The 23,934-nt window shown below is 45.0% G+C and carries 20 protein-coding genes; 11 read left to right on the top strand and 9 right to left on the bottom strand.

Translation table 11 applies throughout. The features are described 5' to 3' along the window. Positions 1-78: 78 nt before the first annotated feature. The 3 genes from xerD to sucC all read right to left on the bottom strand — a co-directional run bounded on the left by xerD (position 79) and on the right by sucC (position 3,626). The gene (gene xerD / locus HUU58_13080) at positions 79-966 is read right to left on the bottom strand and encodes a site-specific tyrosine recombinase XerD (protein NUN46604.1); all 888 of its coding nucleotides are present in this window, start codon (positions 964-966) and stop codon (positions 79-81) included. Between the two features lie 302 nt (positions 967-1,268). After that, complete coding sequence (gene add, locus HUU58_13075) at positions 1,269-2,363, bottom strand: adenosine deaminase (protein ID NUN46603.1); 1,095 nt, start codon at positions 2,361-2,363, stop codon at positions 1,269-1,271. A 45-nt stretch (positions 2,364-2,408) separates the two neighbouring features. Further along, entirely contained in the window at positions 2,409-3,626 is a 1,218-nt protein-coding gene (sucC, locus tag HUU58_13070) for an ADP-forming succinate--CoA ligase subunit beta (protein NUN46602.1), read from the bottom strand. A 355-nt stretch (positions 3,627-3,981) separates the two neighbouring features. On the opposite strand from sucC, the gene HUU58_13065 reads away from it, so the two are divergent. From HUU58_13065 to thiE, 11 genes are all read left to right on the top strand, one after another. Then, positions 3,982-5,139, top strand: coding sequence for an FAD-binding oxidoreductase (locus HUU58_13065; GenBank protein ID NUN46601.1), 1,158 nt, complete (start codon positions 3,982-3,984; stop codon positions 5,137-5,139). A gap of 59 nt (positions 5,140-5,198) precedes the next feature. Continuing rightward, positions 5,199-6,221: a bifunctional oligoribonuclease/PAP phosphatase NrnA gene (locus tag HUU58_13060; protein ID NUN46600.1), complete on the top strand. Its 1,023-nt coding sequence runs from the start codon at positions 5,199-5,201 to the stop codon at positions 6,219-6,221. Positions 6,222-6,223: 2 nt separating this feature from the next. Further along, positions 6,224-7,726 carry a leucyl aminopeptidase gene (locus HUU58_13055; GenBank protein ID NUN46599.1) on the top strand — a complete coding sequence of 501 codons (1,503 nt, stop codon included), beginning with the start codon at positions 6,224-6,226 and terminating at the stop codon, positions 7,724-7,726. 2 nt (positions 7,727-7,728) lie between these two features. Continuing rightward, on the top strand, positions 7,729-9,264 hold the full coding sequence (locus HUU58_13050) for a DUF4301 family protein (protein NUN46598.1): 1,536 nt from the start codon (positions 7,729-7,731) through the stop codon (positions 9,262-9,264). A gap of 273 nt (positions 9,265-9,537) precedes the next feature. Next, positions 9,538-11,085: an Rne/Rng family ribonuclease gene (locus HUU58_13045; GenBank protein ID NUN46597.1), complete on the top strand. Its 1,548-nt coding sequence runs from the start codon at positions 9,538-9,540 to the stop codon at positions 11,083-11,085. Between the two features lie 33 nt (positions 11,086-11,118). Beyond that, positions 11,119-11,886 (top strand): radical SAM protein, encoded by a 768-nt coding sequence (locus HUU58_13040; protein ID NUN46596.1) that lies wholly within the window; start codon positions 11,119-11,121, stop codon positions 11,884-11,886. 20 nt (positions 11,887-11,906) lie between these two features. Continuing rightward, positions 11,907-12,752 carry a GTP cyclohydrolase I FolE2 gene (locus HUU58_13035; protein NUN46595.1) on the top strand — a complete coding sequence of 282 codons (846 nt, stop codon included), beginning with the start codon at positions 11,907-11,909 and terminating at the stop codon, positions 12,750-12,752. A 12-nt stretch (positions 12,753-12,764) separates the two neighbouring features. Further along, a complete protein-coding gene (locus tag HUU58_13030; protein ID NUN46594.1) occupies positions 12,765-13,709 on the top strand; it encodes a M28 family peptidase in 945 nt (314 codons plus the stop codon). Positions 13,710-13,722: 13 nt separating this feature from the next. After that, complete coding sequence (locus HUU58_13025) at positions 13,723-14,493, top strand: enoyl-CoA hydratase/isomerase family protein (protein ID NUN46593.1); 771 nt, start codon at positions 13,723-13,725, stop codon at positions 14,491-14,493. Between the two features lie 106 nt (positions 14,494-14,599). Further along, a complete protein-coding gene (gene sucB, locus HUU58_13020; protein NUN46592.1) occupies positions 14,600-16,309 on the top strand; it encodes a 2-oxoglutarate dehydrogenase, E2 component, dihydrolipoamide succinyltransferase in 1,710 nt (569 codons plus the stop codon). 64 nt (positions 16,310-16,373) lie between these two features. Then, the gene (gene thiE / locus HUU58_13015; GenBank protein ID NUN46591.1) at positions 16,374-17,006 is read left to right on the top strand and encodes a thiamine phosphate synthase; all 633 of its coding nucleotides are present in this window, start codon (positions 16,374-16,376) and stop codon (positions 17,004-17,006) included. A gap of 11 nt (positions 17,007-17,017) precedes the next feature. Here thiE and ruvB read toward each other — a convergent pair whose 3' ends face one another. The 6 genes from ruvB to HUU58_12985 all read right to left on the bottom strand — a co-directional run bounded on the left by ruvB (position 17,018) and on the right by HUU58_12985 (position 23,681). Continuing rightward, positions 17,018-18,061, bottom strand: a complete 1,044-nt coding sequence (ruvB, locus tag HUU58_13010; GenBank protein ID NUN46590.1) for a Holliday junction branch migration DNA helicase RuvB — start codon at positions 18,059-18,061, stop codon at positions 17,018-17,020. Between the two features lie 5 nt (positions 18,062-18,066). Further along, positions 18,067-19,080 carry a UDP-3-O-(3-hydroxymyristoyl)glucosamine N-acyltransferase gene (gene lpxD / locus HUU58_13005; protein ID NUN46589.1) on the bottom strand — a complete coding sequence of 338 codons (1,014 nt, stop codon included), beginning with the start codon at positions 19,078-19,080 and terminating at the stop codon, positions 18,067-18,069. A 69-nt stretch (positions 19,081-19,149) separates the two neighbouring features. Continuing rightward, positions 19,150-19,701, bottom strand: coding sequence for an OmpH family outer membrane protein (locus HUU58_13000; GenBank protein ID NUN46588.1), 552 nt, complete (start codon positions 19,699-19,701; stop codon positions 19,150-19,152). 30 nt (positions 19,702-19,731) lie between these two features. Beyond that, positions 19,732-20,424 (bottom strand): OmpH family outer membrane protein, encoded by a 693-nt coding sequence (locus tag HUU58_12995; GenBank protein ID NUN46587.1) that lies wholly within the window; start codon positions 20,422-20,424, stop codon positions 19,732-19,734. Positions 20,425-20,439: 15 nt separating this feature from the next. Further along, positions 20,440-22,821 (bottom strand): outer membrane protein assembly factor BamA, encoded by a 2,382-nt coding sequence (bamA, locus tag HUU58_12990; protein ID NUN46586.1) that lies wholly within the window; start codon positions 22,819-22,821, stop codon positions 20,440-20,442. Positions 22,822-22,886: 65 nt separating this feature from the next. Then, positions 22,887-23,681 (bottom strand): isoprenyl transferase, encoded by a 795-nt coding sequence (locus HUU58_12985; GenBank protein ID NUN46585.1) that lies wholly within the window; start codon positions 23,679-23,681, stop codon positions 22,887-22,889. Between the last annotated feature and the right edge of the window lie 253 nt (positions 23,682-23,934).

The raw sequence follows: 23,934 nt of genomic DNA, 5'->3' as shown, positions 1-23,934 counted from the left end.
AGATGCGCAATCTATCCGATTTCTCCGCTAATGGCAAGCGATTTAAAAGTGCAGTACGCATTATCAGAATAATAATACCTATCCTCGCGGGTGAAATGTCTTGTGCACTTCTTTGAGGTATTCGCGATCAATATGCGTATAGATCTGTGTGGTCGAGATATCCGAATGACCAAGCAACTCTTGCACGACACGCAAATCGGCACCGCCCTCAAGAAGATGTGTGGCAAAGGAGTGACGAAATGTATGCGGTGTAACCTCTTTCTGAATGCCGGCCATCGTGACGTATTTTTTTAAGATTTTCCAAAATCCCATCCGGCTCATCCGCTTACCTTGCGCATTCAAAAAAAGTACTTCGTCCGCCGATCCGCTCGCCGCAAGGTGCGGACGCACTTTCTCCCGATAATAGGTTACCCAATATCCCGCGGTATCGCCCATAGGCACAATACGTTCTTTGGAGCCCTTGCCAAATACCCGAACGTAATCCGAAAAAATATCCAACTGCTTGATCGTCAGTAGTTCCGAGATGCGCATACCGCACGCGTATAGCAATTCGATCATTGCGCGGTCTCGGATACCGAGCCGGGACGAGGTGTCCGGTTGCTCAAGCAACGTTTCGATTTCCGGCACCTCCAGTACCGAAGGTAAGGTTTTTTCGATTTTGGGAAGGTCAATCAATTCGGCAGGATCGTTTTCAAGAATTTCTTCCTGTAAAAGAAATTTATGAAACGTACGGATGGCGGATAAATTACGGGCGATGCTTTTTGCCGTAAGCCCAAGGCCATCCAGCGTTTGCACAAGCTCACGCACGTCTTGCATGGTAACATCTTCGATTTTTTTTCGTTCGCGTGATTCCATGACAAACTTCAGATAGCGTTCCAAATCGTTACGATAGGAAGCGAGCGTATTCGGTGAAACGTTTTGTTCAACCGAAAGATAATCTATGAAGTCCTGAAGATGGTGTTTCATAATCGCTTATTTACACGTGAAAAGCATCCCATGCGATTGTAATCAGGTTTTTTAAGAGATCAAAACAAAAACAAGGATGGGTAGTCTATTCTACGATAATCGTTTGGAAAAGAAGATGTAAACAGAATTCTTGGAATGCTTTACAGCTTGACGAACTAACCTTGCAACGCGGCACCGACTCATTTGCAAATCTGCGTTATCACACGATCATCGTGATGATACGCCGACAAACAGCAGAATGGTACAACGGTTTTTAACCTAAGTTAGAACGCACTTCCATGTGGCGGCAGACTAATACTTCCTTAATTGGCCTGCGCTTTATCTTTGATATAGCTGGATTCAAATTCAAAGCTTTGCAGCTCGGCCAACGCATCATTGAGCAGAACGACGCGCTCACGGTATGGAAGAAATGTACTTTTGAAGCCATTGATAATGATGTTGCAAACATCATCAAACGACAGATCAAAAGTTTTCGCCGCACGATAAATTTCTTTGGTTACGGTTGTACCGGAAATCAATCGGTTATCCGTATTGACCGTGACGCGCAAACCGAAATCATAATAGGTGCGCAACGGATGCGACGAAAAATCTTTTACGGCTTTGGTCTGGACATTGCTCGTAAGGCAAATCTCAAGCGGAATGCGGTGATCATTGACATAGTTAAGCAGATCGCCGTCCTCGATAAGGCGTGTACCGTGGCCGATACGGTGTGCACCGCAGTCATGGATCGCTTGTTTGATCGAATCCGGTCCATAGGCTTCGCCGGCGTGGGCGGTCGTATTGACGTTATTTTTGAGTATGAGCTCAAATGCCGCACGGTGATCTTTTGCCGGATAACTGTCCTCTTGACCGGCAAGATCAAAGGCCATGACTTTTTTCCCTTTGTAGGCGACGGTCAATTCGGCCAGTCGCAGAGAAGTTTCAGGGCTGATATTGCGCATACCGCAAATAATAATACCCGTTTTGATTTTATATTTGGATTCGGCGCGTTCGAGTCCACGGATCACCGCGTCCACAATCTCGGTGAGACGCAGTCCGCGATTGATGTGCAGAATCGGCGAAAAACGTACTTCCAGATAACGTACGTTTTCTTTGGCCGCATCCTCCGCCAGCTCAAACGCCGTGCGCTCAATCGCATACGCTTCCTGCATCACGCTGAGCGTGATCGCAAAACCTTTGAGGTAATCCACCAGGTTTTCACACTTATCACCGACTTCAAGATAAGATTTTAATTTGACCGGATCTTCGAACGGCAATTGAACATTTTGTTCTTTAGCCAATTCGATCAGCGTCTCGACGCGATTACTGCCGTCAAGGTGACAATGAAGTTCGGTTTTAGGAAGACGGTGAATCAGTTCTTCTGTTACTTCGATGCGATTGAGTTCTTTTTTTGCCATGGTATCCGCCTATAAAAATTCCCGCTTGCGCGGGAATTTGGTTTTTTAATTTTTCTTTACCGCCTGCAATATCATATCGGCTGCGTCGTTGAGCTCATTGGCCACGAGCATCGGTATTCCCGATTTTCTCAGGATTTCTTTCGCTTCTTCCGCGTTGGTGCCTTTGAGGCGAACGATCAACGGTACGCGAATATTGACGTTCTTTGCAGCTTGCACGACACCGTTAGCAATACGATCGCAACGCACAATACCGCCAAAAATATTGATGAAAATGGCTTTTACATGCGGATCCGACAAAATGATTTTAAAACCATTTTCTACGGTTTGTGGGTTAGCACCGCCGCCGACATCCAAGAAGTTAGCGGGATTGGCACCGGCCAGTTTGATGATGTCCATTGTCGCCATGGCCAAACCGGCACCGTTGACCATACAACCGACATTGCCGTCCAGTTTAACGTAATTGAGATTATATTTTGACGCTTCCACTTCGAGCGGATCTTCTTCGTCAATGTCACGCAATGCGGCAAGATCGGGATGACGATACAGAGCGTTATCATCAAAATTAATTTTGGCATCAAGCGCCACGACACGGTTATCTTTGGTAATGACCAGCGGGTTGATTTCAAACAGTGACGAATCCGTTCCGATAAACGCATCGTACAGCGCCATGGCAAACTTCACAAAATTTTTGTGAATATCGCCTTCGAGCCCGAGGGCAAACCCGAGGCGCTGCGCCTGAAACGCACGAAAGCCGACCGTCGGATCAACGTATTCTTTGATGATTTTTTCGGGATGCTCTTCCGCCACTTTTTCGATTTCGACGCCGCCTTCAGTAGAGGCCATCATCACATATTGGGAGCGTGCACGATCTAACACCAAACCGACATAGAGTTCTTTGGCAATATCAAGACCTTCGGCAACCAAAACTTTTTTGATCAGTTTTCCCTGATCGCCGGTCTGATGCGTGACAAGCACATTGCCCAACATTTTTTCGGCATATTCTGCAACTTTATTAATATCCGGTGTGAATTTTACACCGCCGTGCTGCACCACTTCGTTGCGCTCTTTGGCTTTATAAATAGTACCTTTACCGCGACCACCGGCGTGAATCTGTGCTTTGACAACCCATGCTCCGATACCTTGCGCTTTCAACGCTTTGGCGGCATCTATTGCTTCCGTTACGGTAGCGGCAGGGATTCCCTCTTGAATCGGTACTCCGTATTTCTTTAATATGGCTTTACCTTGGTACTCATGAATATTCATGTAATCATATCCTCCGATGAACGTGGAATAGTTTTTTGCTTTTGAATTGCGCGCAATATATAAAATCGGCATGTATAATCAAAAAGAATTTTTGCTTTGTACCAAATATTCAAAATACTAACCATTTCATTTTCACATCTTGTCACTTTTGGTTCTTAACTAAAACAATACATCTTATTATTAATCCTATACTTGCAATAAACTCGATTTAAATTGTGCTTGTTAACATCAGGTGGCAACTGTCATCATAGTCTCAACCCAAACTTTCAATTTGCCTTTCACTAAATATTGATTTATATTAAGCTTATGAATTTTTAATCCTAACTTATTACGTTTATATTTTACAGGGATTCCCATGAAGCAGAAATATGATGTGGTGGTAATCGGAGCGGGATGTATCGGTGCCAGCGTGGCGAGCCACCTCGGAGAACTCGGTTGTGCTAATGTTTTGGTTTTAGAAAAAGAAAAACTTATCGGTACGGGCTCAACAGCCAAATGTGCAGGTGGTGTTCGCGCTCAGTTTTCAACGCCGATCAATATTTACATGAGCCACTACAGCATTCGCGAATTTGAAACATTGGAAAAAGAATACGGTATTCAGTTCAATCAATGCGGTTATCTGTTCGTTGTTCGAAATGAAGAGCAAAAAGAACGTTATTTGAAAAATATGGAAATTCAACAAAGTTACGGCGTAGATGTACGATTCATTTCCAAAGATGAAATCGCAGCGCTTGCACCTAATTATGGGTTGGACAACGTACTCGGTGGTACATTTGGCGCAAAAGACGGCTTGATTGATCCTTCGATGACGGTCGATGCTTATTTCAAACGCGCGCGTAAACATAACATTGATTTTGAGACCGAAACACCTTGCACCGGATTTAAAACCGCCGGTAATCGGATCACGCACGTCATCACTCCCAAAGGTGAAGTGGCATGCGACATGGTGGTCAATGCAGCGGGGCCTTTTTCCAAAGAACTCGGAAAAATGCTCGGTTTTGAAATTCCCATCGAACCCGTACGCCGCATGATCACCACCACCGGTGAATTACCTTTTGTGACCAATAAATTTCCGATGGTTGTGGACGTCACGACCGGTATGTATATGCACAAAGAAGGTAATGGGCTTTTGATCGGTCTCGCTAATAAAAACGAAAAACCGGGATACGACGAAAACATTGATACGGAATTTTTAGACGAGATGCTGACAACGGCTCTGGAAGTCATGCCTTATCTCGAAAATGCAGAAATCAAAACACAATATCCCGGAACGTGGGGCGGCTTGTATGAAGAGACGCCGGATCATCATAGCATTCTCAGTTATGTTCCGCAGTTTAGTAATTTTATCGTGGCGGGCGGCTTTAGCGGTCACGGCCTCATGCATGCACCGGCCGCCGGGCGTGCCATCGCAGAACTTGTTACCAAAGGTACATGCGACACGTTTGATCTGAAGCCGCTGCGTTTCACGCGTTTTGCCGAAGGCGACCTGACCAAAGAACGAAATGTCATTTAAAAGAAAAACGGTTCTCTTATAATAATCCACTATATCGACACCAATCTGAGGATGGCGTTATGGCAACGAAAAAGGCCAAAAAGAAAAATATGTTTGACGCGATAAAACCGGTGATAGCCAAAGCGAAAACTTTTGTTTTGACGACTCATGTCAACCCCGATGGAGACGGCCTCGGCAGCGAAGCGGCAATGTATCTTTTCCTGAAATCACTAAAAAAATCACCGCGTATCATCAATACAAGCCCGATCTCCAAATCCTATCAACACCTCAATTACGGAAACATCATTGAAACATATGAACCTGTCAAACATGACAAAGTCATACAAAAAGCCGACGTCATCATGGTGCTTGATATCAGTGTATCCAAACGACTTGATCGGATGCAAGAGGTAGTCGTCCAGGCACCGGGTACGACGATATGTATTGATCACCATTTGGATAACGATGGTTTTGCCGACCACCTGTGCATTGATGAAAAAGCGCCGGCAACAGCAGAACTGGTATATAATTTCATTCGTTACTTCAAAGGTAAGCCCAACTTTAAAATGGCCCAGGCGCTGTACACTTCTCTGCTCACGGACACCGGCGGATTTCGTTTTAATTCTACGCGCCCTGAAACGCACCATATGGCCGCCGAGTTGCTCGCACTCGGCGTAAAACCTAACGACATTTATTCGCAGATTTTCGAACAAGGCCACATGAGTTCATTGAAACTGCTCGGGCGGGCGCTTGATCGTATGAAAAGTGAGTGCCACGAAGGCATGCATTGGACTTATCTTACAAAGAAAGACTTTCAGGAAACCGGTACATCGAAAAATGATACCGAAGGATTTGTCAACTACGCTCTGAGTCTTGAGAACTCGATGTTCGGTGTATTTGCATACGAAACCGATGAAGGATATATCAAGTTCAGCCTACGTTCCAAAGGTCATGTTGACACCCAAGCTTTTTCCAAACGTTACGGCGGCGGCGGTCACAAAAATGCGTCGGGCATTTCGCTCAAAGAACCATTTGATGCTACGCTAAAAAAAATAATTCCCGAAATGGTTAAATATTACAACGAAACCTACGGTAAAAAATAATTATGCACGTATCGGCCAAATATTCCAAGCTCAAGCACTGGAAGAGCGAATTAACGTGCGTATTTATTGCCAAAAACGAGCCCGTAAATTTTTGGAAAAATGAACTTGAAGATATCTACGAAGACACGATTCCCAAACTACTGAAGTCCAAAGAATTTGGCGCGGAAGAAGAAAAAACATTTCTCCTTTTGGGTAATGACAAAACCTCAAGTAAACGCATTGCACTTATCGGGTTGGGCGAATACAAAGATCTCGAGCCGGAAACTCTGCGGCGAACGGCGGCCAAAGCCGTGCGTACGGCACTCGCTATGGAATATTCTAAAATCACGCTCGCCTTTCCTGCGCATTTGCGGCAAAAAAACTGGACCGATGATCGCATAGCTCAGGCACTTACCGAAGGCGCTTGCCTTGCGCATTATAAGTATGATAAGTACCATACGGACAAAAAGCCGCAAGACCGGCATCGCATTACAGAGCTAACGCTTATTGCCGATCATGAACCGACGGCCGCCATGCAGCAAGGTGTTCGGGCCGGAGAAATTATAAGCAATGCGGTCAATTTTACCCGTGATCTAGGCAATGCGCCGGGCAACGAATTGCCTCCGCGTGTATTAGCCGACCGTGCAACTGAGATGTGCCGTACGCACAAAATCAAATGTACCGTATTCAATGAGACCAAAATCAAATCGCTTAAAATGGGCGGCCTTCTTGGTGTCACCGCCGGCAGCGCCGAACCTCCGCGGCTGGTCATCATGGAATACAAACCCGCTAAGCCAAAAAACACTAAACCGATCGTACTCGTCGGCAAAGGATTAACATTCGATTCGGGCGGCATTTCGATCAAACCGGCGGACCAAATGGATCGCATGAAGTTTGATATGTGCGGCGGTGCAGCCGTCATCGGTATTATGCAAGCGATTGCCGAATTGAAACTCCCGTTGCATGTCGTAGGCATCGTCCCCTCTTCTGAAAATCTTACCGGCAGCCGCGCTTATAAACCCGGCGATGTTTTGACGATGTATTCCGGCAAAACGGTTGAAATCATCAATACGGATGCCGAAGGACGATTGATCCTCGCCGATGCGCTGGCTTACGCTCAGCGCTACAAACCGGAAGTGATCATTGACTATGCTACGCTTACTGGACATTGCGTGATTGCATTGGGTACGCATGGCGCCGGTCTTTTTGCCACGAATAGTAATCTCAAACAAAAGTTGATGCACGCGTCCGATGCAAGCGGCGAAAAAATATGGGAACTCCCGCTGTGGAAAGAATTTGACAAACAAATCAAAAGTCATATAGCCGACATCAAAAATACCGGCGGTCGCCCGGGCGGCGCCTCCACCGCGGCGGCATTTCTCAAACATTTTGTGGGTAATACGCCGTGGGCCCATTTAGATATCGCCGGCACCGCCAATAGTGAAGAAGAACTTCCTTACACGGATCGCATTTCTGCGACAGGATTTGGCGTAAGGCTTACCGTCGAAATGTTACGCCACTGGTGATCATGTCGGATATCGTACTTACGGATAATGACCGCACTTTACTTGCCCAAATCGGCAAATCCCCCGAACAACTGTCGGCTGAAATCGAATTTTTCAAAACCGGATTTCCATTTGTCGAATTGGATCGTCCCTGCACCATAGGCGACGGCATAACAGTTTTACCCGACGATACGTACGATGCCTTAATAAAAAAAGCCGACGATGCCGCGGCAGCAGGACGTGTTAAAAAGTTTGTACCCGCTTCCGGCGCGGCTACGCGCATGTTCAAAAGTTTGATGGCCGTTCATTATGATCGGATGCTTCAGCAAAATACCTCTCACCCCGACACGCGTTTTTTAAAAACTTTTTTTGATCGGCTTACCCAGTTTGCTTTCTATGATGAGTTAGACGGTGTTTTGGCAAAAGACGGTTTGTCTTTGGAAACCTTGCGCCAAACACGTTCCTATTCAGACGTATTATCATATCTGATGCATGATGTCGGCTTGGACTATGCCCACAGACCCAAGGCGCTCATTCCTTTTCATCGTTATCCCGAGGGTTCACGTACGGCTTTGGAAGAACATTTGGCCGAAGCTTTGGCTTATGCGACAGATACGGATCAGAATGCGTACGTGCATTTTACCATTTCAAGCGAATACCGCCAACTTATTGATTCGCACATTCAAACGGTGCGTTCTCGTTACGAAACGAGCGGTCGTCGCATTCAAATTGAAATCTCAGAGCAAAAATCTTCCACCGACACACTTGCCGTTGATTTGCACAATCGGCCTGTCCGCGATCGGGATGGTCGTTTACATCTGCGACCGGCCGGCCATGGAGCTTTGATCGAGAATCTTAACGATCTGTCCGGCGATATCGTTTTTATCAAAAACATTGATAACGTCGTACCTGATCGTCTCAAAGAACCGACATTCCGATACAAAAAAGTTTTATGCGGTCATCTGGTTGAAATGCAGCAAGAAATTTTTGGTTATCTTAAAAAACTAAAAAATAATCCTCCGAATCCCGAAACGGTCACCGAAGCCGAATCGTTTGCCATTTCACGACTTGGCATGCAAGCAAGTTCGACGAAGGATATCCGCGAACGGCGTGATAATTTGATGCAATTTTTAAACCGTCCGATCCGTGTTTGCGGAATGGTCCGCAATCAAGGCGAACCCGGAGGTGGTCCGTTTTGGGTGAGAGAACCTAACGGAAACCGCTCGCTTCAGATCGTGGAAACAGCCCAGATTGATCTTCAATGGCCCAAACAAAAACTCATTTTAGATGACTCTACACATTTTAACCCGGTAGATATCGTTTGCGGCGTCCGTGATTTTGAAGGAAAGCCGTTTGACCTGCATCGCTTTATTGATCCACATACCGGCTTTATTTCCAAAAAGTCCAAAGATGGGCGTGAAATAAAGGCTATGGAGTTACCCGGGTTATGGAATGGGGCCATGGCTAAGTGGATCACTATTTTTGTCGAGGTGCCGCTCATTACATTCAACCCCGTCAAAACGATCAATGACCTATTAAGACCGGAGCATCAACCGTAAAGCAAAACCTTGCTTTTTTAGAGACTTTGGCGTATTATCGCCCGCAACGTATGAGTGTATTATCATTTGATATATATAAAATTGTAACCACGAATGTGGCAGAAATTTTCTTCCAGGTTTAGGGGCGCAGCGATGTTATCTGATATCGGTCTGCCCGCGAATACCACGGTGCAAATCCGTGATTTATATATTTGTTCTTTTCCAATAGTTTTGGAAATCCGATCCTGTACGTTAAGGAAGAACCTCTGCCCTATTCGATAGAATAGGACACGTATGAAAAAAGAAATTATCATCAACGCGACCGATGCCGAAACGCGCATCGCCATCGTGGAGGATGAACGGCTCGTCGAAATTTTTGTCGAACGGCCGGAAAAAAACCGAATGGTCGGCGACATTTACAAAGGTCGCGTCGCCAAAGTTTTCCCCGGCATGAAAGCCGCCTTTGTTAATATCGGCATGAAGCAGGATGCCTTTCTGCATTTTTCCGATATCGGCGATAACACGCACGAATATGCTGTCATCAATGATGCCGATGACGCGGACGATAACGAAGCGCCGGTCAAACCTTTTAATCACCCCCGTATTCACAATCATGATAACCACGGACGCTTTTTACGCGTCGGTCAGGAAATTCTCGTCCAGGTCATCAAAGAGCCGATTTACAACAAAGGCGCCCGTGTAACTTCGGAAATTTCGATACCCGGCCGATTTACCGTGCTCATCCCCAACGACCCCAATGAAATGATCGGCATCAGCCGAAAGATCAATACTGTTCCCGAAAGAAAACGACTCCGCCGATTGGCCAAAGAAGTCAAACCGCGGGATTTTGGTCTGATCGTACGCACCAATGCGGAAGAGCGCGATGAAGAAGTATTGCGTAACGATATTCGCAATTGTTTGGACACCTGGCACGATATTGATACCAAAGCTCAAAAAATGTCCGCACCCAATCTCGTGTATAAAGATATGGAAATGGTCTCCAGTGTCATCCGCGATCTTTTTTCCAATGATGTCTCCCGTGTACTTATTGATGATAAAAAATTATACAAATCGATTTCTAACTATATCTCGACGACATCACCGCAACTTGGCAATCGTATCGAACTCTATCGCAGTAACAAGCCGATATTTGATTTGTACAATATCGAACAGGATCTGCAACAAAGTATCGAGAAAAAAGTTCCGCTCAAAAACGGCGGTTACATCATCATCGAACATACGGAAGCGCTTATTTCGGTGGATGTCAACAGCGGGAAATACATCGGACGCGGTTCTTATGAAGAAAACTCCATGGCCGTCAATATGGTCGCTGCGCGTGAGACCTGCAGGCAGTTGCGTTTACGGGATATCGGCGGACTTATTGTTATTGATTTTATAGATTTGCACGACGAGCGCAACAAGAAAAAACTTTTTGAAGAAATGAAAAAGGAACTTCGAAAAGACCGCGCCAAATTCAGCATTCTTCCTATGGACGAATACGGTCTTATTGAGATGACGCGCGAGCGCATCCGCCCGAGTATTATGTTTTCGCTCAGCGAACCTTGTCCGGCCTGTAGCGGTACGGGTCGCGTGGGCAATCGTACCACGCTATTTGATAAAATCGAACGTTGGGTGCGCCGTTACAAAGAAAAAAATAGCTTTTTCTCCAAACTCGAATTCGTCGTCAATTCCGATATTTTGGAGCAGGTCAAACCCAAAATAAAAAATATGCGCTGGCGCTATCTGATTTTTAGCCGTGTCACCGGCGAACAGGAAATCCGTATGGACGAATTTCGTGTGCTGCAAAAAAATGAGGATATTACGGAAATGTACGGTTCCTAAGAATTTCAAATTATCCACTTTTAGCTGATACGCATGTTTTTACACGCCACTACAATATATGGACCGCTTACCACGCGCCGATTGGGCACATCGCTGGGGATCAATCTGCTTCCGGTTGGACGTAAAGTGTGTAATTTTGAATGTGTGTATTGCGAATGCGGATGGACCGATACCTCCGTCAAAGATGTGATCCCGACGTTGGAAGAGTTTACCGAGGCACTCGAGTCCAAACTATCGGCATTACGACAACAAAATCAGAACATTGACCACATTACTTTTGCCGGCAACGGCGAACCGACTTTACACCCGAATTTTTCAGCCATTATTGACACCACCCGTAAAAAACGTGAGAAATACTTTCCGAATGCCCGTATTGCTGTTTTAACCAATGCAACGCGTGTTCACAAAACTGAAATATTCGATACCCTCAAAAAAACCGACGACCCCATTCTCAAATTGGATGCCGGAACAGAAACTATGTTTCAGCGGATTGATATACCGGATAAAGGAATTTCGCTGGACGGTATAACGGAAACTCTTAAAAAATTTAATGGCAACCTAATCATTCAGACCCTATTTTTACGCGGCGAACACCAAAACACGGTGATTGATAATACTACGCCGGAAGAAGTTCACGCATGGCTTCGTCGCATCGAAATGATAAAACCGCGAAAAGTAATGATATATCCGATTGATCGTGATACCCCGGTTAAAACACTCGAAAAAATAAGCGCAACCGAATTAGAAAAAATAGCTGCTCAAATCCGTACGCTCGGTATCACCGCCGAGGTATTTGGTTAGTCTATAACATAAGGAAAACAATGTCCGCTATCGAAGATACGCAAGGTCGAGACGATTTTCGTAAAATGCCCATTCAACGGGTCGGCATAAAAAATCTCAAATATCCTCTGACTTTTATCAATGCCGCAGGTCGACGCATTCCTACCGTTGCCATGTGGGATTTGGCTGTTGATTTGCCCCACGATAAAAAAGGTACGCACATGAGTCGTTTCGGTGAAATCCTCAATGCCTGGCAGGACGGATTATCCATCGAAAGCATGCCTTATTTCATGAATATGATGCGTGAACGGTTGCACGCGGATCGCGCTTTTGCAAGAGTGACTTTTGCTTATTTTATCGAAAAAGAAGCGCCGGTCACACTCACCAAAAGTTTCATGGATTATACCGTTGCGCTCGACGCGACCTGTGTTCACGATAAAATGACGTTGTCCTTGGAAGTACAGGTGCCGGTCACCACGTTGTGTCCTTGTTCCAAGTCTATTTCCGAATACGGTGCGCACAATCAGCGCAGCCTTGTAACCGTAAAAGCCGAGTGTGAAACGGATAATTTTCTCAGTATCGAAGAATTGGTTTATTCTGTTGAAACATGTGCCAGCAGCGAGCTCTATGTCGTACTCAAACGCGAAGACGAAAAATACGTAACCGAACGCGCATACGATCATCCGGCATTTGTCGAAGACCTGGTACGCGACATCGCCATCAAACTCTCGCAAGATGCACGTATCGTGCGTTACCGTGTAGATGTGACCAATTTAGAAAGTATTCATAATCATGACGCTTATGCCGTGATCGAATCCCAAAGCGTTTCATCGGTACTATCTGATAACGGGGCCAAGCATCATGCATCGCCCGAACAACATTCCTAACACGGAGTTTGCATGCGCAGTCTATTCCTTCTGATTTTGACCGGTCTGATGATATCGGTCAACAGCTGCCATTGGTTTGTAGTAAAGCCGCAATTTGACGGCCAATCGGCCATGAATTACCTGAAAAAACAATGCGAAATCGGCCCGCGAAACCCGGGATCTGAAGGCCACCAAAAAGCGCTCGAATATATGACGGAAGAGCTGCGCAAATATTGCGATCGCGTAGATCATCAGAAATTTCATTACACGGACAAACGCGATACAACCAAAAAATTTGAACTCACCAATATCATCGCGTCCATCAATCTCAATCCTAAAAATAAAAAGCGCGTTCTTCTTTGTGCGCATTGGGACACACGCCCCTGGGCCGATAAAGATCCCGATCCGGCCAATCGCATGAAGCCTATCATCGGCGCCAATGACGGGGCGTCCGGTGTAGCGGTATTACTTGAAATGGCGCGTACCATAAAGCAACAGCCGCTGGACATCGGTGTGGACATTATTCTTTTTGATTTGGAAGATTACGGCGATCACAATTGGGAATCCAAACCGGATAGTCTCAATGCTTATTGTATCGGATCGGAATATTTTGCAAAGAACAATAAAACATATTTTCCGGACTTTGCCATTCTGCTTGATATGATCGGTGATAAAAATCTGGATTTACCGATTGAACAAAATTCGTACACCGGCGCAAAGGACATTGTGAATAAAGTCTGGGATGCCGCCAAACGTCTTGAAAAACCGGCTTTTCGTAAAACGATTGAAAGCAATGTTTATGACGACCATATACCGCTGCTTCGGATCGGCATCAAATGCATTAACATCATAGATTTTGATTATCCGGATGACAGCAACCGTTACCACCACACGATGGATGATACGCCCGATAAATGCAGTGCCGAGAGCCTGCAACAAATCGGCGATGTATTAGTCGAAGTTTTGTACAACGAATAATCACGGAGCATCTATGGATTATACAACGATACGTGTCGACCATCATGCGCGCGAAGCGCACGTGACGCTCAATCGCCCACCGGTCAATGTCATCAATCTGTCCATGATTGATGAACTAAACGTCGCATTAGATAAAATCACAAGCAACCCGGATGTAACAACGATTGTGTTTCGCGGTGCAGGTGATAAAGCGTTTTCAACCGGCGTTGACATCAAGGATCACACGTTGGACAAGATCAACAGTATGTTGAAATCGTTTCATCATATTTTTCGCACTTTGGCTAATTCCGATAAAATCACCGTTGCTTCTGTCCACGGCTATTGCCTCGGAGGCGGTATGGAATTGGCTACTTTCTGTGATTTCGTAATTGCATCCGATTCGACTATTTTTGGCCAACCTGAAATCAAAGTAGGATGCTACCCTCCGGTTGCTGCGGCATGGCTACCACAAAAAATAGGGTTTCGTCGCGCGATGGAAATTTGCATGCTGGGTGAAAATATCACGGCGCACGAGGCGTTATCGCTCGGTTTGATCAACAAGGTGGTGCCGCCCGATGAACTTCCATCCGCAACCGATACGCTTTTACAAAATCTGAATGCCCTCAGCGGTACCGTACTAAAACAAACCAAACGAGCACTGCTGGCCGGCGCGGATAAACCCTTCACTACCGCACTTGATACGGCTGAAAACATATACCTCCAAGAGCTGGTCAAAACGCACGATATCGAAGAAGGTATTACCGCTTTTATGCAAAAGCGAAAACCGGAATGGAAGCATCGCTGACAAGGGTAAATTGGTATTGAAAGTGAAACTCTTTTTTGATACTTTGCCCCGCTTAATTCGAAGAATATACAATATTACATACATGATCAATTAAGGAGCGTTACTCATGGCAAAAGTGGATATGGTCATGCCCCAGATGGGCGAGAGTATTGCCGAAGGCAAAATTCTGAAATGGCACAAAAAAGTCGGCGATAAGATAAGCAAAGACGAAACAGTCCTTGAAATCAGCACCGACAAAGTGGACTCGGAAATCCCTTCGCCCGCATCGGGCATTATTGCTGAGCTCATCGTTCCTGAAGGTACTACCGTCGCTGTTGGCGCATTGATCGCACGTATCGAAACTGATGCTAACGCCTCGGTCGCATCGTCGGCATCTACACCTTCTCCTAAGGTTGAGTCCAAAACAGCTCCTGTCGCACAAAGCACGCCTGCTTCAAAGCCTGCTTCCGGTGGGGCCTCGGTAGATATGGTCATGCCTCAAATGGGTGAAAGTATTGCCGAAGGTAAAATTTTGAAATGGCATAAAAAAGCCGGCGACAAGGTGGCCAAAGATGAAACTGTCCTCGAAATCAGCACTGATAAAGTAGATTCTGAAATTCCTTCTCCGGCATCCGGCGTTATTACGGAAATTATCGTTCCTGAAGGTACAACCGTGGCTGTTGGAACTTTGATCGCACGTATTGGTGCCGAAGGCGCTACGGTCGCCGCTTCAACAACGGCCGCACCGACGCCCAAAACCGAAGAAAAAATGCATTTTTCTAGTTCTATTGAAGATTTCCAGAAACAGAACCAAATCACGGCGTCAGCGACTCCCGCAGCTACTGTAAATGCCGGCGGCGGCATGGTTAAAGGCGAGAGCAATCGCTTTTATTCACCGCTCGTACGTTCCATCGCAAAAGCTGAAGGGCTTTCGATGCAGGAGCTGGATTCGATCGCCGGAACCGGGCTTAATCATCGTGTAAGTAAAAATGACGTACTCGCCTATTTAGCTAAACGTCCCAAAGGCGGTGTTCGTCCTGCTGCCACGGCGACAACATCCGCATCTACAGCGGCCGCACCGGCTAAACAGGTTTCCGATGTTAAATACGGATACAATAAAGAACGCTCGGAACTCATCGAAATGAATAATATACGCCGCATTACTGCTGAGCACATGCGCCGGAGTATTGACACTTCCGCACACGTGTATTCGATGACGGAAATTGATATGAGCCGCGTCGTACGTTTTCGCGATAAATACAAATCGGCTTTTGAAAAGCGCGAAGGATTCAAACTTACTTTTACCCCGTTCCTCATTGATGCGATGGTGCGCGCGATCAAAGATTTTCCGATGATCAATATCTCCGTTGACGGTAATACCATCGTGAAGAAAAACTACACCAATGTGGGTATGGCGGTATCTATCGAAAATAATACGGCGCTGATCGTACCGGTGATCAAAGATGCCGATGCGATGAACTTAGTAGGCATTTGCCGCGCAACGAATGATCTCGCTCTACGCGCACGCTCTAAAAAGCTTCGCCCCGAAGATATTCAGGATGGAACGATTACGTTGACCAATATGGGTGTTTTCGGTACGACGGTAGGCTTCCCTATCATCAATCAACCTCAGGTTGCAATTATGGGCGTTGGCACGATCAAAAAACGTCCTGTAGTGATCACTACCGATGATGGCGAAGATATGATCGTAATACGCCCAATCATGTATGCATCGCTCTCTTACGACCACCGTGTCGTGGACGGCGCTCTCGGCGGACAGTATCTGCAACGCGTCGCATACCATCTCGAAAATTTCGACGAAAACCAGACTATTTAATATTTGTTATGTTTCAAAAAAACTCCCGGCATTACCTGTCGGGAGTTTTTTATTGTGATGTGTTATGAATAAACGATTAAACGTAAGCTTATATTTTATTGCTGATGTCGGCATGATACCCGCAGGCAAAATATGTTCTGTAGTCGAAGAAGCTATTCAAGGCGGTGTCACGTTCGTACAACTGCGAGCAAAAAATCTTTCTGTCAATGCGATGATTGCGTTAGGGCGAACAATTCACCACGTAACATATAGCAAAAATATTCCGCTGATCATCAATGATCGTATAGAAGTTGCCGCGGCTATCGGTGCGGAAGGCATACATCTCGGGCAAGAGGATATTACCATCGAAGCAGCGCGTAAGATATTAGGCGATTCGGCAATTATTGGAATTTCAACCCACACGCAACTGGAAGCGCAAACGGCCGAATCCGCGGGCGCGGATTATATCGGCGTCGGCACTGTTTTCCCGACGGCATCCAAAAAAGATATAGCCGGCATTATCGGTACAACGGGGTTAAAACAAATTCGGGATTTGGTAAAGTTACCTGTAGTAGCGATCGGCGGTATAAACCAAAATAATGTTAAAGAAGTTCTCGCATGCGGAGTTGATGGGATTGCTGTAATATCCGCGATCGGTCTATCCGTAAACCCCCGTGAAACAACCCGCGCACTCAAGGATCTCTTGACAGTCAATTAGATTTTCGGCGATCATTCTTCCAGATCTAAACCGGCCTGCTGAGAAGTTTTTCTAGGTCGAATACGCAGATGATCGTAGGCCAATTTGGTAACTTCTCTACCACGTGGTGTACGCTTTAGGAAACCTTTTTGAATCAGAAACGGTTCGTAAACTTCTTCGATGGTTCCGCTTTCTTCGCCGACGGCTATGGCGATATTATCAATACCCACCGGTCCACCATTAAAGCGTTCAATAATATTAGATAAAATGCGTTTATCCATTTCGTCCAAACCATGCTCGTCCACTTCGAGTGCTTTTAAGGCATAATCGGCGATTTCTTTATCAATGATTTTTTTACCGCGCACCTGCGCAAAATCCCGCGCACGTTTTAAAAGCCGATTGGCAATTCGCGGCGTACCGCGCGAACGGCTTGCTATTTCATTAGCACCGCTGGCATCTATGTCCACTTGTAAAATTTCAGCGGAACGGGTGACGATGTGCGCCAAATCTTTATCGTTGTAATAATCCAACCGCGAAGTAATACCGAAACGTGAACGTAATGGTGCGGTGATAAGTCCTGCCCGCGTCGTCGCTCCGATCAATGTAAAATGCGGCAACGTCAACTGAATGGTACGCGCACTCGGGCCTTTATCAATGACAATATCGAGTTGAAAATCTTCCATGGCCGAATATAAATATTCTTCAACGATCGGATTGAGACGATGAATTTCATCAATAAAAAGCACATCACGTTCTTCCAGATTGGTCAGAATGCCCGCAAGATCACCGGCTTTGTCTAAGACCGGGCCGGAGGTTATTTTGATATGCACACCTAATTCGTGCGCTACGATATGAGATAACGTCGTTTTTCCAAGGCCTGGCGGCCCGGATAATAAAACATGATCCAAAGCTTCGCCGCGTAATCTCGCCGCCTCGATAAACACTTTAAGATTGTTGATAATCCGTTGCTGTCCCACAAATTCATCAAAACGGGACGGACGGAGAGAAATATCCAAATCCAGGTCTTCCGGTACTTTGCGTGGTCTCGCTAATCCGTCATCGGTAACTTCTTGCATAGGCTTTACACTTTATCTTTTTGATCGTATTGTTCTATTATTTTTTTGAGAGTAGCTTCGCGCCGCAACGCCACATGATGTTCGCGTGCGGGATATCCGGACACGGTTGTATTTTCATCCACGGAACCAATTACACCGGCCTGTGCAGCAATTACTGCGCGATCGCCGATATTAATGTGGCCGACAAGTCCAGCCTGCCCGGCGATAGTTACATGGTCGCCGATACGCGTACTACCTGCGACGCCGGCTTGCGCGGCAATTACAGTATGCGGACCGATAACCACATTATGTCCGATCTGGATAAGATTATCCAATTTGCATCCATGCCCGATTTTTGTTTCGCCGACGGTTCCGCGATCTATACAACAGTTAGCCCCGATCTCAACATCATCGCCGATCACAACGCGTCCAACATGCGGAATTTTCAAATATCCTTCTTTCGTTTTATGAAAACCAAACCCATCGCTGCCGATTACACTTCCGGCATGAGCGATCACTCGGTCGCCTATGATCGTATTATCATAAATGGTGACATTGGGATAAATGACACATTCTTTTCCAATACGCACATGATTTCCGATGACAGCATGAGCAGATACCAATGTCCCCCTGCCTATAATCGTATCATAACCTATGACGGACGATCTATGAGTTTTTACACCGGTAGATAGATTACTTTTTCTTTTACGCGCGTTACCTCTACGATGAGCCCTTTGAGCAATCCACCATGTCAGTACCTTTATGATATCTTCATAAGGATCTTTGGATAAAATATAAGTCGTGTTTTTTTTCAAACATTGATCAGCTAAATCTTTTGTAAAAACTTTTTCCGAAACAATCCAAAATTTTGAATTGCCGGAAATCGCTTGGGGGACATATTTTTTTTGAAACAAAAAAATCACTTCCGATTCCAAAGCGTACATGGGTACGTTGAATCCGGTTATTTCAGAATCCGACCCGACAAACGACCGCTCTAATAATTTGGCAATGTCGGAAAATTTATTACTTCGCGACGCCATCCACCCTCAATAAATAAAAAATGGAAACCTCAATTGAAGTTTCCATTTTTTTGTCTTTAAATCAAATTTTTATTTTCCGCCTGTTCCCGTGGTAGGGGCTGCCGTGGCCATACGAATTAATTCATCAATCGTTTTTTGGGTCATGTCCAATTGAGGATCATACGCCAAAATCATACCTGGCGAGCTGTCCAAAATCATATCATAACCTTTAGCTTTGCGAACTGTTTCAATCGCTTTTTTCACTTTATCCAAAATCGGAGCCATCAGTTCTTGCTGTTTCTTATACATTTCTTCCTGATATTTTTGCTGCGAATTCTGGATCAGGTAGGCGAGTTCTTCCATACCTTTTTGGAACGTTTGTTTGATGTTATCTTTGATCAGCGGGTTGTCTCGATAATTTTTCACATAGTCTTCCTGCATCGTTTGCAAGGAATCCTGCATGTATTGAAATTGTTTATAAATGCGTTCTTGTTCGGCTTGTAATTTAGTTTGAACAGTCTCGGTTTCTTTCAAGGATTGCAAAATTTTCTGAGAATCGGCATAGCCAATTTTACCTTGTGCCTTTAACACCGCATTTATTCCCAGAGTCAACATGAGAATCGCTATCATTGTTTTTTTCACGGATATTCTCCTTTAATATGGAAATGTAGATTAGTTATCTTTGATTGCAGGGTCTGAATCGTTCTCTTTTACAGGCTTACTTGTTTCATTGGTTGTACCTTTAGAGCTTCGCCCCGAAGGCGTGCGGTTGGCTGGATTTGTACCTGGCGCTTTCAAGTTTGAATCCGTTCCCCGTCCTTCGATTTGAACAGTCGTTAAACCGACAGCCGGCAATTCTTCCAGAACAAGCAATGTCAAATCGAAACGTTTATCAATAGAAACCGGGTTACCTGTTGAGATGTCAAAAACAACATCATATTTTTCTTTCAATCGTACGTTGTCTATGGCGCGTTTCACTTTGTCTAATATGGGCTGCAGTAATTCCTGTTGTTTTTTGTATAATTCACCCGTTACAGGAGAAAATTTCTGCTCACGGTAAACTAAAATCTTTTGTTTAGCATCGGCAATATTCTTCTCTAACACATTTTTGCCGCTTTTGGTCAAGGTGATACTCAATGCTTCATAATCTTTTTCGATTAATGCCACACTGTCTTCCATCGCCGAAAGCCGATCTGTCCAATCACGTGATAATTTTTCCAGCTCCGTCTGCACGTCTTGCACCGACTGGATTTGTGTTATAAGATATTGAAAGTCTACATAACCCATTTTACCCTGTGCGTACACATCGCCTATATATACAGGACTAAAGGAGAAAAGTAAACTCATCCAAACTAAGTATTTCATAAAAGACCCTTTTAACTAAAACTGCTGCCCAAGCTGAAAGTGAAGTTTGGGGAAGTTACGGCTCTTATCCTTTCGATCAAGGCCATAGGCTACATCCAAACCGATCACCCCTACAAGCGGCATAAATAAGCGGAAACCATAACCAATAGAACGTTTGACTTGGAAGGGATCAGTAGTTTTTAATGATTGAAACACATTACCCGCTTCAGCGAAGCCCAAAATAAACATTGTTGGGTTCGGAATCACGGGCAACCGGATTTCTGCAGAGTACTTAACCATTGACGTTCCTCCGATCGGATACGAAATGCCGCTTTCAGTCACCGCTTGACCGCCGACTTTTCTTCCGCCGTATCCGCGCATTTGGATAGAACCTATATCCAGCGCACCGCCGCCCATGTAGAAGCGATCAAATTGCGGAATGTCCTCCACCGATGAGGTAGATCTAAATGTGCGCACATAACCCATCGTAAAGTCCGTATAAAAGACAAAATTCCAAAATAACGGCATATAATTTTGAGCGCGGAACGTGTTTTTGAAGAAATTTTTCGGTAATACACGCAGCGAATTCAAATAGCCGACCGTATCAATAGAAAAGAAACCGATATCGGATGTCAATGTGAAAACCGAACCGGTTTTTGGAAACTCCGCGGCATCGCGGCTGTCACGATTTATTACCTGCGATAACGTCACAGATTGAGTATGGCCGTACGCAATATAGTCTGACACTTGACTCGTGCTCAAAGGCTTAAGTTTTGAATTACCATAAGCAACAGACCAGCTCGCCGTAAAAAAATCGTCGGGCCACTTGAGGCGACGACCGAAGTTAACGGAGCCGCCATAACTTTGGCTCTTATAGCCGACATACTGTGCGCGGCGATTACCATCAATCGAATAATACATACTGGCACCGAACGAAGTGCGCGTATCAAATAAATAGGGCTCCTGAAACCCTATAGAAAACACTTTATATCCGGCACCGCCTAACTGTAAGTTGAGGTTTACGACCTGGCCGTTGCCTAAAAAATTATTAAACGCCACACCGGCAGAACCGATCAACCCGTCCTGAGCACTATAGCCTATTGAAAGATTGGCTGTATCTGTCGGCTTCTCTTTTACGGTAATGATGACGTTTACTTTGTCCTGGCTCACGGGTTGTACGTCAGGTATAACCGTTTCAAAATAATTCAGCACCATCAAGTTACGCTGTGTGCGAATCAACGCATCACGACTAAATTTTTCACCCGGATAGGCCACCGTTTCACGGCGAATAACTTTTTCTTTTGTTTTAGTATTATCACGTATCTCCACACGCTCGATATCAACTTGATTGCCTTCAGTGACTACAAATTCAAGATTGAGCGTATCCTTATTAGATGGTCGCTCAATCGGAACAAGTTGGGCGTAAATATAACCCCTATCATAATACAAGGCATTTACTCGCTCCTGCATGTTGCGGTCATATTTTTCTTGATCATACACATCACCGCGTTCAAAGCCCAATGCCGCCGTAAGTTCGTCTCCAGAAAAAAGTGTATTGCCGGTAAACGAAATATTACCGATGTGATACTTAACCCCTTCTTCAACCCAAATATCGATATGCAGATCCTTGTTGTTCTGTGCGTAATACACTGAATCCTTCATAATTTGGATATCACGAAAACCTCTCTTCTTGTAAAACATCAACAACTTCTTAAGGTCTTCGTTATATTTCTTTTCATCAAAATCACCGCTCTTAAACCATTTCCAGAACCCGCGTTTGGCCTTAGTATCATCAAAGGCCCCCTCCAATTTACCATTGCTAAAGGCCTTATTCCCGTGAAATGTTATGCCGCGAATCTTCACCTTATCATTTTCTTCAATTTCGATTTTGAGTAAAACCTTGCCGGTATCCGTTTCCGAATTATAAGACTTTACATCAATTTCAACATTGCGATACCCTTCGCTAGCATAAAGCTGGCGCACGCGTTCGGTAGCTTTTTTGATATGTTGCGGGCTTACCGTCTGACCATTGAACAAACCAAATTTGGATCGGACATCTTTTTCTTCAATTTCATCCGTTCCGTTTATTTCAAGATTTTCCAGACGCGGATACTCTTTAACTTCAAATACGACGGCAATGCCGTTTTCTGTTTGTTCACCAAAAACCTGAATGTCTTTGAAGACATTCATTTGCCATAGATTTTCCATGGCTTTCTGAATATCATCCAGGTTAAACTCTTGATCTACCGACAGGCCTGTGGCAATGACAATTAATTCCGGATCGGATTTGATATTGCCTTCGATTTTAATGGATGCGATTTTAGGTTTGGCTCCGGACTGCGCAAACAAAGCAGATGCACGGTTACTTCCTAAGCAGAGCAAAAAGGCGGTGATGACGATGATTTTTGCAAGTTTCATTACGTGATTCGTTGTCTCCGGATATTGATACATACTGAGTTACGTGGGTATACGATAAAATGTTATTATTTTTCTTTTTTTTCTTCCGCGATCTGCTCGCTTACTTTTCCGAAACGCCGTTCGCGTTTTTGATAATCCAATATGGCCTTGTACAGCTGAGGTTTGCGAAAATCCGGCCAATAGATATCCGTTATATACAATTCGGCATACGCAATCTGCCAAAGTAAAAAGTTACTTACACGAAATTCTCCGCTCGTTCGTATTACAAGATCCGGGTCCGGCAGATCAAAGGTATCCAGATACTTAGCAAATACCGATTCGTCCAGCGAATCCATCAATGTTTTTTTTCGCGCAGCCTCTTGATAAAGCCGTTTTACGGCGTCGAGAATTTCAATACGACCGCTATAACTCAAAGCGAGATTGAGCACCAAGCCTGTATTATTTTTAGTTATTTCAATCGCTTTTTCTACCTGATTTAGCGTACCGGCAGGCAACATATCTATATGGCCGATCGTTTTAACTCGTACATTTTGACGATTAAGGCTATCAATCTGATTGAGGATCGTACGCATAAGCAGCTTCATCAAGGCCGAAACCTCCCAGCTTGGGCGTTTCCAATTTTCTTGACTGAAAGCATACAGTGTCAGCGCTTCGATGCCCAGTTCACCACAACCCTCCGTGATATCTTTGACCGAATTAACGCCTTCGTTGTGCCCGGCAATTCGCGGTAATCCACGTTGTTTAGCCCAGCGACCGTTACCATCCATAATGATGGCTATATGACGAGGCATAGACCGTTTTTGCAATTCGGCACGTACCAATGCATGATCTGATTCTGAGAGTTTTTTCTTTGCGACGATTTTGAGTATATCAAATTCGGAATTCGCTGAAGATGACTTCAATAAGGCCACGCCTTGAAACGCTCCGTAGATCAATAAAAGATTATTTTATAACGATTTAAATTATAATAAACCGTGAGGAAACAAGCAAGGCAAAATGCCTTTTCATTGATTGTGGGAAACGGAAGCAACATCGTACCCCCCTTTGGATAGAAGGGAAAGAAGGATTGAGATTGGTGATAGAACATTGCAGGAAGTCTTGCGAGCGTAGCGA

Source organism: bacterium (assembly GCA_013360215.1).
Classification (GTDB): Bacteria; CLD3; CLD3; order SB21; family SB21; genus JABWCP01.
This window is presented reverse-complemented; position numbering and strand designations above follow the sequence as displayed.